The organism is uncultured Ralstonia sp. (genome assembly GCA_913056305.1).
In the GTDB taxonomy this organism is placed as follows: domain Bacteria; phylum Pseudomonadota; class Gammaproteobacteria; order Burkholderiales; family Burkholderiaceae; genus Ralstonia.
The window spans coordinates 1-10540 of record CAJXMR010000165.1 but is presented as its reverse complement, the minus strand read 5'-3'; the positions used below and the strand labels follow the sequence as shown (position 1 = coordinate 10540).

Here is a 10540-nt window from a genome sequence, read left to right as displayed (position 1 = left end):
TCGGAATGGCATCCGGATTTCGTACTCATCGGTTCCGACTGTATCGGAAGCTTTTATGATTTGCAATCTGTCACATGTGACGGTTTGCTGCGCGTTGCGGCGGCGCGAAACCGCCACGAAAACGGCACCGGGCGTGGCTGGCACGGCGCTTTCGTGCGCGATCGGTTACAACGCGCGCACCGCCGCCAGTACCTCATCCACGTGGTTCGGCACCTTCACGCCGCGCCATTCGTGGCGCAGCACGCCCTTGCGGTCGACCAGGAACGTGCTGCGTTCGATACCGCGCACATCCTTGCCGTACATCTTCTTCATCTTGATGGTGTCGAAGAGGTTGCAGACGGCTTCGTCGGTGTCGGAGATCAGCTCGAACGGCATCTCCAGCTTGGCCTTGAAGTTCTCGTGCGACTTCAGGCTGTCACGCGAGAGGCCGAACACCACGGCGCCGGCGGCTTCGAAGGCGTCGTACTGGTCGCGGAAGTTCATCGCCTCGGTGGTGCAGCCGGGCGTGTTGTCCTTCGGATAGAAATACAGCACGACGATCTTGCCATGCTGCGACGCCGGTGAGAACGTGACGCCGCTGGTGGCCGGCGCGGAGAAATCGGGAAGAGGCTGGTCGAGAGAGACGGGCATGGTGGTGTTCCGGAAAACCGCGGGGGAAGTGCGTGGGACGGCAAGACTGCCACAACGGGTCGTGCTGCCGCCGGCCCAGGCAAACAGGCCGGGGTCAGGCTGGCTGGATGATCAGGCTGCCACTGCGGCCCGGAATTTCGCCCCACGTGACGGGCTGCACGGGCAGGGTGCTGCGATCCAGCGTCGCGTAGTAGTCGCCCATCGATGCCAGCCGATGGCCTTGCGCGCGCCAGCCCCGCAGCAACTCGCGGAAGATCGGGGCGAGTTTCTGGCCTTCAAGCTCCGCGTGCAAGGTAAATACCTGGTCGCGGTCCGACTCGGTCATCTTCAGGATATGTCGGGCGACGGTCTCCGTCGTCAGGTCATCCACGCCGATGAGTTCGTCCAGCGTCGGCAGCGTGGTCGGCAGCTGCACGTGGTTGAGCGCCCGGCCGTCGACGCTCGGGATATACGGATGCGTGCCGCGGCCGTCGGAAGCATAGGCCATGCCCCAGGCGTCGATCTGGCGGAAGGCGTGATCGTTCATCTGCCAGCCAGCGGCGCCATGCGTGACCGGGGCGTGGCCGAAGACCTCGGCAAAGCGCGCGTGGGAGGCGCTCATCTGGCGGGCCGTCCAGGCGGCATCGCGCAAGCGGACGTTGTCCTGCCACAGCACGTGATCCCACGTGTGGATGCCGGTCTCGAAGCCGGCCTCGGCAATCGCGCGCATTTCGGCGGCGGCCTTGCGGCCGATGTCGGGGCCGGGCAGCAGCACGCCGTACATCAGCGTGCGCAGACCGTAGTGCTCGACCACGGAGGTGCGCGAAACCTTCTTCAGGAAGCCGGGGCGGAACGCCCGGCGCAGCGCCCAGCCGGTGTGATCCGGGCCGAGGCTGAAGAGGAAGGACGCGCCCGCCTCGTGCTCGCGCAGCATGCGCGCGAGGTTGGGCACGCCTTCGCGGGTGCCGCGCAGGGTGTCGACGTCAATCTTGAGGACGATGAGAGCCATGGACCTGCGCGGGGATGCCGTGCTTACTTGCCGTTGCCTTCTTCGACCAGGCTGCGGGCGTCGGCCACGTGCGTGCGGTACGCTTCGAAGATCTTCGCCAGGGCGTCCTGCATCACGGTGGTCGGCTTCCAGTCGAGCTCTTCCATGGTGTTGGCGATCTTCGGCACGCGGTTCTGCACGTCCTGGTAGCCGTTGCCGTAGTAGGCGCCCGACGTGGTTTCCACCAGCTGGACCTGCTTGGCGGTGTCCTTGTACTCGTCGATGCCGGCGGCTTGCTCCAGCATCATGTTGGCCAGCTCGCGCACCGAGTAGTTGTTCGACGGGTTGCCGATGTTGTAGATCTTGCCCGAGGCCACGCCATCCTTGTTGGCGATGATGCGCACCAGCGCGTCGATGCCGTCATCGATATACGTGAAGGCGCGCTTCTGGCTGCCGCCGTCCACGAGTTTGATGTTCTCGCCGCGCACGATGTGGCCGAGGAACTGCGTCACGACGCGCGACGAACCTTCCTTCGGGGTGTAGATCGAGTCCAGGCCCGGGCCGATCCAGTTGAACGGGCGGAACAGCGTGAAGTTCAGGCCTTCCATGCCGTAGCCCCAGATCACGCGGTCCATCAGCTGCTTCGAGCACGCGTAGATCCAGCGCGGCTTGTTGATCGGGCCGTAGATCAGCGGCGAGGCTTCCGGATCGAACTCCGAGTCGCCGCACATGCCGTAGACCTCGGAGGTCGACGGGAATACCAGGTGCTTGCCGTACTTGGCGGCCGAGCGGACGATCGGCAGGTTGGCTTCGAAGTCCAGCTCGAACACGCGCAGCGGGTCCTTGACGTAGGTCGACGGCGTGGCGATCGCCACCAGCGGCAGGATCACGTCGCATTTCTTCACGTGATACTCGACCCACTCCTTGTTGATGGTGATGTCACCTTCGAAGAAGTGCATGCGCGGGTGGTTGACCAGGTCGCCCAGGCGCTCGGTCTGCATGTCCATGCCGTAGACCTCCCAGTCGGTGGTCTCCAGGATGCGCTTGGACAGGTGGTGGCCGATGAAGCCGTTGACGCCGAGGATCAGTACTTTTTTCATGAAGGCAAACCAAAAATCAGGAGAGGGCGAGCTGGCTGGCGAGCTGCTGCGCGGTCACGACGGACGTGCCGCCGGCAGCATTGGGCTCGACGCGCCAGAGCTCGTGGATGGCGATGGCTCCCCCATCGCCGCACACGCCGAACATCGCATTATCCACGACGTGCAAGCCCGGGGGCAAATTCGTGAAGGTTTGTCGCGCCAGACGGGCTCGCGCGACGACGTAGCGGTCGCTGCCGGCGTCCGTGAAGGCGCCGGGGTAGGGTGGCGCTACGGCGCGCACGAGGTTGTAGACCTGCTGGGCGGGCTTGGACCAGTCGATACGGCCGTCTTCGGGCTTGCGGCCGCCGAAATAGCTGCCGTTGGCGAGCACATTCGGGTGCTGCGGGATCTGCCCGGCGATCATGGCGGGCAGTGCACGCCACAAAGTCTGTTCGGCCGCCACGGTGGCCTTTTCGAACACGTCGTGCGCGGTGTCGTCCGGCAGGATCGGCACGATGGTCTGGTCGACGATGGTGCCGGCATCCGGCTTTTCGACCATTTCGTGCAGGGTGGCGCCGGTTTCGGTCTCGCCGTGCAGGACCGCCCAGTTGATCGGCACGCGGCCACGGTACTTCGGCAGCAGCGACCCGTGCATGTTGAACGCGCCAAACTTGGCGAGGCTCAACAGCGTCACCGGGATCATGTGCCGGTAGTAGAACGAAAAGATGAAATCCGGCGCGATGGCGGCGATGCGCGCATGCAGGTCTTCACCGCGCGCATCGTCCGGCGTGATGAAGGGGATGCCCAGTTCCTGCGCGGTGGCGCGCACGCTGCCGAACCAGATGCTCTCGCTGGCGTTGTCCTCGTGCGTGACCACCAGTTCGACCTGGATGCCGCGCGCCGCCAGCACACGCAGGCAGCGCACGCCGACGTTGTGGTACGCGAAGACGACGGCGCGCCGCCGCATGTCGCCACTCATGCCACGCCTCGCTTGGCGCGGGCGGCGTCGACGTCGGCCGGGCCGGCTTCATGCAGATTCGGGGTGTCTTCCAGCACGCCCTGCACCAGATAGCGCGGACGCTCGCGCACCTGCTGGTAGATGCGGCCGATGTACTCGCCCAAGAGGCCGATGCCGAACAGCAGCACGCCCATCAGGAAGAAGGTGATGGCGAACAGCGTGAACACGCCCTGGACTTCCGCGCCCAGCACGAAGCGGCGCACCACCAGCAGGACAAAGAGGATGGCCGAGGCCAGCGACAGCAGCATGCCGATCGCCGAGAACCATTGCAGCGGCACCACCGAGAAGCCCGTCACCAGGTCGAAGTTCAGGCGCACCAGCTTGTACAGCGAATACTTCGACTCGCCGGCAAAGCGCTCTTCATGATCGACCTCGATCTCGGTCGGGTTCTTGCTGAAGGTGTAGGCCAGCGCCGGGATGAAGGTGTTGACTTCGCGGCAGCGGTTGATGGTGTCGACGATGGTCCGGCTGTAGGCGCGCAGCATGCAGCCCTGGTCGGTCATCTTGATGTGCGTGATGCTTTCGCGCAGCGAGTTCATGGCGCGCGACGCGGTGCGGCGGAACCAGCTGTCCTGGCGGTTGCGGCGGATGGTGCCGACGTAGTCGTAGCCTTCATCCAGCTTGGCGACCAGGCGGCCGATTTCTTCCGGCGGGTTCTGCAGGTCGGCGTCGAGCGTGATGACGCGTTCGCCGCGGGCGTGCTCGAAGCCGGCCAGGATGGCCATGTGCTGGCCGTAGTTGCCGTTGAACAGCACGACGCGCGTGCTGTCGGGGCGGGCGCGGAACTGCTCGGCCAGCATGGCGGCAGAACGGTCCCGGCTGCCGTCGTTGACGAACACGACCTCATACGTCATGCCGAGAGCGTCGAGGGCCGGGTACAGGCGCGCGAACAGCGCGGCGAGCCCTTCTTCCTCGTTGTAGACGGGGATGACGACTGAGAGAGCAGGTATCTTCATAAGCAGGTCTTTATGCCTGGTGTTGGAGGCAAAGTTGGCGAACCGCGTTGACCACGCGATCCACGTCGGAATCTTCCATGGCGGCAAACATCGGCAGGGTGACGATGGCGCGGCCGATGCGTTCGGCGACCGGGAACATGCCCGGGCCCCAGCCGAGTTCGCGATAGAGCTTGAACAGGTGGATGGGCGGGTAATGCACGCCCGCACCGATGCCCAGGGCCTTCAGGCCGGCCATGAAGCCGGCGCGGTCGACCTTCAGCCGATCCAGCGGCAGCACGATCTGGAACATGTGCCAGTTGGTGCGCGAGAAATCTTCCACCGGCAGCTCGACGCCGAACGATTCGATGTCGGCCGCGCGCATGGCGGCGAAGTAGCGGCGCGCCAGTGCAGCACGGCGCGCGGTGATGGCCTCGATGTGCGCGAACTGGCCCAGGCCGATCGCGGCGTTCACGTCGGTCAGGTTGAACTTGCCGCCCACCAGGTCGACTTCCATGCCGTCGAAGCCGGTGCGCACCACGCCTTGCAGGCGGTACTTCTCGGCCAGCACGGCTTCCTCGGGGGTGTTCAGCACGAGCGCGCCGCCCTCGATGGTGGTGATGTTCTTGTTGGCCTGGAAGCTGAAGCTGACCAGATCACCGATCTGGCCGATGCGCTGGTCGCCCCAGCGCGAGCCGAGCGCCTGGGCGGCGTCTTCGATCACGCGCAGCTTGTGGCGGCGGGCGATGTCGTACAGGCGGTCCATGTCGACCGGCAGGCCGGACAGATAGACCGGGATGATCGCCTTGGTGCGGGGCGTGATGGCGGCTTCGACCTTGTCCAGGTCGATGTTGCGCGTGACCGGATCGACGTCGACGAAGACCGGCTTGGCGCCCACCGTGAGCACCACGTTGGAGGTGGCGACCCAGCTGATTGGCGTGGTGATGACCTCATCGCCCGGGCCGATGCCAGCGATGCGCAGCGCAACCTCCATGGTCGCGGTGCCGTTGGCGAAGGTGCGCACGATGCGGCCGCCGAAGTATTCCGACAGCGCAGCTTCGAATGCGGCCACCTTGGGGCCGGAGGTGATCCAGCCCGAGCGCAGCACGTCGGCCACGGCGGCGATGGTCGCCTCGTCGATGGTCGGGCGCACGAAGGGCAGGAACGGTTGTTCGGCGATGGCGTTGGTTTGCGTCATGGCTTCAGATAGGGTTGGGCGCAGGGGGCTGGCACACGCGGTTCACGAACGGGCCAGCACCAGCACGCCGATAAGGATGATGGCGATGCCGATCAGGCGCTGCAGCGTCAGCACTTCGCCAAACAGATACCACGCCAGGAAGGCGTTGACCACGTAGCCCAACGACAGCATCGGATACGCAATGGTCACATCCACGCGCGAGAGGCCGAGGATCCACACCACCACGGAAATCACATAGCACGTCAGCCCGCCGATGATGGGCAACTGCGTTGCAAGCTTGATGCCGATCGGAATGATGTTCTCGGCGGAAAAGGCGAAACGCCCGATATTGTTGACGCCCGCCTTCAGCAGCAGCTGCGCGCAGGCATTGAGCATCACGCCCGTCAGGATCAGCCCAAAAGTGACCAGATTCATGTGTTGTCTTGTTGTTTTGCCAACCGTGGCAGCTCGCCCGTACTGCTGCCGCCGGGCGGCATGTTACGACAATTCCGCTTGCACACCCTTTTCGCCGGTGCGCGAAGGTGGCAACTAGTTGCGCCGCACGATCACGCGGCGGTTGTCCTGGGCGATGACCGTCATCGGCACGCCCTGGGCGGCCAGCCGGTCGTAGGTGCCCGGGCCCATCATTGCGATAGCCTGGCCGCCCGCATTGCCGCCATCCTGCCAGCGCGCGATGAAGGCATCGGTGGTCGGGACCCACTTGGCCGGCTCATGCTCGACGCCAAAGGCCAGCTCATCCGGCTCCTGCACCATGACGGTCGGCGTGCCGAGGTAAAACGGCATTGTATGGTCCAGGCGCTCCACCGCATAGAACGGCACACCGGGCGTGAGCCACGGTTTGACCGCTGGCACGAGATCGATGCCAGACATCGAGCGCCCGAATGCCTCATGGCCGAGCGTGGCGGCGGTAAACGTCAGGAACCACGCGCACGCGAACGCCACGAGACTCTCGAAGCGCCGACCCGCCAGGCGCAGTGCCAGCCACGTGAGCAGGGCGCCTGCGACAAAGGCCGCCGCCAGGAACACCGAGAAGCGCGCGAAGACGGCGTTTGGATAGGTGTCCGACGCCATCGTCGCCACATAGCCGCAGGCGGCCAGGCCGACCAGGCTGAGGGCCAGGAACGCCTTGAGCTGCCAGCGCCACGCGCGCTCGCTGGTCTGCTCCAGCACGAGCGCCGCCAGGATCGCCAGCGCGGGGATGATCGGGAAGATATAGCCCGGCAGCTTGGAATCCGAGATGCTGAAGAACGCGAAGATCAGCCCCGCCCACAGGCCCAGCAGCAGCGTCGGCCGGAAGCCGTTGGCGGCCGCTTGCCCGCGGGCGAAGGTCAGTCGTGCGGCACCCGGCAATTGCGCCAACCACGGCAGGAACCCCGCCAACAGCAGCGGCACGAAATACCAGATCGGCGCATCACGGTGATGCACGGTCGACGTGAAGCGCTGGAAGTGCTCATGCACGAAGAAGAACCACGCGAATTCCGGGTTGCGCATCGAGATCAGCACAAACCACGGCGCGCCGATCGCGAAGAAGATGGCCAGACCGCTCACCAAATACAGGCGTTTCCACAGCGCCCAGTCCCGCGCGACCAGCGTATAGACCACCAGCACGAAGCCCGGCAGCACCACGCCGATCAGGCCCTTGCTGAGCACCGCCAGTGCCATCGACGCCCAGCACGCCCACATCCAGCCGCGTTGCTGCGCGCGCGTGGCATCCGGGTGCTGCGCCAGCAGCAGGGCGGCCAGCGCCATGGTCATGCAGCCCGCCACGCCCATGTCGAGCGAATTGAAATGCGCGCCGACGTTCCACATCGGCGCGCTCACCAGCACCAGCCCGCTGATCACGGCGGTCCGCTTGCCCCACCAGCGCGCCGCCGCCAGCATCGTGAAGACGATGCCGACGATGCCTGAGAGCGCCGTGAACAGCCGCGCCTGCCATTCGCCGATGCCGAACAGCGTGTAGGCGAGTGCGGTGCCCCACATCTGCAGGGGCGGCTTCTCGAAGTACTTGAGGGCGTTGTAGCGGATGGTGACCCAGTCGCCGGAGGTGAACATCTCGCGGGCGATCTCGGCGTAGCGGCCTTCGTCGGTCGGGATCAGGTGGCGGTAGCCCAGCGTGCCGAGCCAGGCGGCCAGGAAGGCGGCGGCCAGCAGCCACAGGGAGGGATTGCGCCAGGGCAGGGCCGGCGTGTTGTCGGTGCGGTCGATCGGCATGCGGTCAGGCGCGTTCGATCAGCAACGCGGCGGCCACCTTGCGGCCTTCCATCATCAGGATGTTGTACGTGCGGCAGGCGGCCTGCAGGTCCATCGCCTCTACGCCGATGCGCTTTTCGGTGAGCGGCGCGGCCAGGCGCGGGTGCGGGAAGCGCAGGCGGTTGCCGGTGCCGAACACCACCACTTCGGCGCCCATTTCCAGCAGGCGGGCGAAGTGCTCGGGGGTCAGGTCTTCGAAGCGGGCCACGTCCCAGCGTACGACTGTGCCTTCCGGCATGACCAGCACGGAGTGCTCGTAGCGCACCTTGTTGATTTCGATGTAGCCGTCGCCATAGGCGGTGACGGTGTTGAGGACATTGGACGAGTCGGACGAATGGAGCTTCAAGGCGGGAATCCCATCGGGCGCGGTCGCTGCAACGTTTGCCGCAGCGGCGGCGCGGGGTTTTCAGGCTCGGCCGGCACAGGCATCCGGGCGCGATGGCGGGCCGGCAGGCAAGGCTTTCGCATGCTGCCGGCGGACCTCGCTGCGTTGCAAAAATGCGCGCCGAAGTCTGTCATAATGGGCTAAATTATATCTTTTTCTCTCCTTTGCCCGCCGCGCCACAAGCGACGCCCGGTAAGGAAGAGCGCAGCGCTTGTTGCGCCAAGCGGCTTCACCCCGCCGTCTTGCTGCACTACAAAATCATCCGCACAACACCAAGCCCGCTCAACGTCACCTGCCGCCCGTGAAAACGATCCAGAAATCCGCCAAGCTCAACAACGTCTGCTACGACATTCGCGGCCCCGTGCTCGAGAAGGCCAAGCAGATGGAGGAAGAGGGCCACAAGATCATCAAGCTGAACATCGGCAACCTGGCCGTGTTCGGTTTCGATGCCCCGGAAGAGATCCAGCAGGACATGATCCGCAACCTGCCGAATTCGGCGGCGTATTCGGATTCCAAGGGCATCTTCGCGGCGCGCAAGGCGGTGATGCACTACACGCAAGAGCAGGGCATCAAGAACGTCACGCTGGATGACATCTACCTGGGCAACGGTGCCTCCGAGCTGATTTCGCTGGCCACCAACGCGCTGCTCGACGAGGGTGACGAGCTGCTGCTGCCGGCCCCGGATTACCCGCTGTGGACCGCCGTGACCAGCCTGTCGGGCGGCACGCCGGTGCATTACATCTGCGACGAGGCCAATGGCTGGATGCCGGACCTGGACGATATCCGCGCCAAGATCACGCCCAACACCAAGGGCATCGTCGTCATCAACCCGAACAACCCGACCGGCGCGCTGTATTCCGACGAGCTGCTGCGCGGCATCATCGCCATCGCGCGCGAGCACGGCCTGGTGATCTTCGCCGACGAGGTGTACGACAAGGTCTTGTTCGACGACAACAAGCACACCGCGCTCGGCTCGCTGTCGGAAGACGTGCTGACGATCACCTTCAACAGCCTGTCGAAGAGCTACCGCTCGTGCGGCTACCGCGCGGGCTGGATGGTCGTATCCGGCGACAAGCGTCCGGCCAAGGACTACATCGAAGGCCTGAACATGCTGTCGTCGATGCGCCTGTGCGCCAACGTGCCGGGGCAGTGGGCGATCCAGACCGCGCTGGGTGGCTACCAGAGCATCAAGGATCTGGTGGCGCCGGGCGGCCGCATGCGCCGTCAGCGCGACCTGGCGCACGAGCTGATCACGGCGATCCCGGGCGTGACCTGCGTCAAGCCCAAGGCCGCGCTGTACATGTTCCCGCGCCTTGACCCGGCCGTGTATCCGATCGAGGACGACCAGACCTTCATCCGCCAGCTGCTGGAAGAAGAGCGCGTGCTGCTGGTGCAGGGCACCGGCTTCAACTGGCACTCGCCCGACCACTTCCGCATCGTCTTCCTGCCACACGAAGACGACCTGCGCGAAGCCATTGGTCGAATTGCGCGCTTCCTGGAGCGGTACCGTCAGCGTCACGGTACTGGCATCCGGGCTGCATAGAGTCGGTCATCCGCCAGATCAGTCGTTTTTGCGGGGCAGACCGAAGTGTCTGCCCTGTCCGTTTTTTGCCTCTCAGTTTCAACGATACGTCTCATGAATCCCATCAAGATCGGCCTGCTCGGGCTCGGTACCGTCGGTGGCGGTACGCTCAAGGTTCTGCAACGGAACCAGGAAGAAATCCGGCGTCGCGCCGGGCGCGGCATCGAGGTCGCCCTGATTGCGGTGCGCAATGTCGAGAAAGCGCGCGCCATCGTGCAGGAAGCCGGCGCGACCGTGCCCGTGGTGGGCGACCCGTTTGCCGTGGTGGATTCGCCCGAGATCGACATCGTGGTGGAGCTGATCGGCGGCTATGACCTGACGCGCGAGCTGGTGCTGCGCGCCATCGCCAACGGCAAGCACGTCGTCACCGCCAACAAGGCGCTGCTGGCCGTGCACGGCAACGAGATCTTCAAGGCCGCCCAGGACAAGGGCGTGATGGTGGCGTTCGAGGCCGCGGTGGCCGGCGGCATCCCCATCATCAAGGCGCTGCGCGAGGGCC

At 65.2% G+C, this 10540-nt stretch carries 11 protein-coding genes; 2 read left to right on the top strand and 9 right to left on the bottom strand.

The features are described from left to right. Positions 1-165: 165 nt before the first annotated feature. The 9 genes from QZ609_RS19955 to QZ609_RS19915 form a co-directional block, all read right to left on the bottom strand. Positions 166-630, bottom strand: a complete 465-nt coding sequence (locus QZ609_RS19955) for a peroxiredoxin (RefSeq protein ID WP_295498526.1) — start codon at positions 628-630, stop codon at positions 166-168. A 94-nt stretch (positions 631-724) separates the two neighbouring features. Beyond that, positions 725-1618, bottom strand: a complete 894-nt coding sequence (locus QZ609_RS19950; protein WP_295498523.1) for a 4-deoxy-4-formamido-L-arabinose-phosphoundecaprenol deformylase — start codon at positions 1616-1618, stop codon at positions 725-727. A gap of 23 nt (positions 1619-1641) precedes the next feature. Beyond that, entirely contained in the window at positions 1642-2697 is a 1056-nt protein-coding gene (locus QZ609_RS19945; protein ID WP_295498521.1) for a bifunctional UDP-4-keto-pentose/UDP-xylose synthase, read from the bottom strand. Positions 2698-2713: 16 nt separating this feature from the next. Further along, the gene (locus QZ609_RS19940) at positions 2714-3643 is read right to left on the bottom strand and encodes a formyltransferase (RefSeq protein WP_295498529.1); all 930 of its coding nucleotides are present in this window, start codon (positions 3641-3643) and stop codon (positions 2714-2716) included. A gap of 8 nt (positions 3644-3651) precedes the next feature. Continuing rightward, positions 3652-4650 carry a glycosyltransferase gene (locus tag QZ609_RS19935; RefSeq protein ID WP_295498518.1) on the bottom strand — a complete coding sequence of 333 codons (999 nt, stop codon included), beginning with the start codon at positions 4648-4650 and terminating at the stop codon, positions 3652-3654. A 10-nt stretch (positions 4651-4660) separates the two neighbouring features. Beyond that, positions 4661-5824 carry a DegT/DnrJ/EryC1/StrS aminotransferase family protein gene (locus QZ609_RS19930; RefSeq protein WP_295498515.1) on the bottom strand — a complete coding sequence of 388 codons (1164 nt, stop codon included), beginning with the start codon at positions 5822-5824 and terminating at the stop codon, positions 4661-4663. Between the two features lie 42 nt (positions 5825-5866). Beyond that, positions 5867-6238 carry an EamA family transporter gene (locus QZ609_RS19925; protein WP_295498513.1) on the bottom strand — a complete coding sequence of 124 codons (372 nt, stop codon included), beginning with the start codon at positions 6236-6238 and terminating at the stop codon, positions 5867-5869. A gap of 114 nt (positions 6239-6352) precedes the next feature. Further along, positions 6353-8035 (bottom strand): glycosyltransferase family 39 protein, encoded by a 1683-nt coding sequence (locus tag QZ609_RS19920; protein WP_295498510.1) that lies wholly within the window; start codon positions 8033-8035, stop codon positions 6353-6355. Between the two features lie 4 nt (positions 8036-8039). Further along, positions 8040-8420, bottom strand: a complete 381-nt coding sequence (locus QZ609_RS19915) for an Mth938-like domain-containing protein (RefSeq protein WP_295498507.1) — start codon at positions 8418-8420, stop codon at positions 8040-8042. Positions 8421-8760: 340 nt separating this feature from the next. Between QZ609_RS19915 and QZ609_RS19910 the strand changes: the two genes are divergently transcribed. Together QZ609_RS19910 and QZ609_RS19905 are read left to right on the top strand one after the other, a co-directional pair. Then, on the top strand, positions 8761-10002 hold the full coding sequence (locus QZ609_RS19910) for a pyridoxal phosphate-dependent aminotransferase (protein WP_295498504.1): 1242 nt from the start codon (positions 8761-8763) through the stop codon (positions 10000-10002). Between the two features lie 93 nt (positions 10003-10095). Continuing rightward, the coding region (locus tag QZ609_RS19905) for a Gfo/Idh/MocA family oxidoreductase (RefSeq protein WP_365901979.1) at positions 10096-10540 on the top strand (445 nt) is incomplete at its 3' end.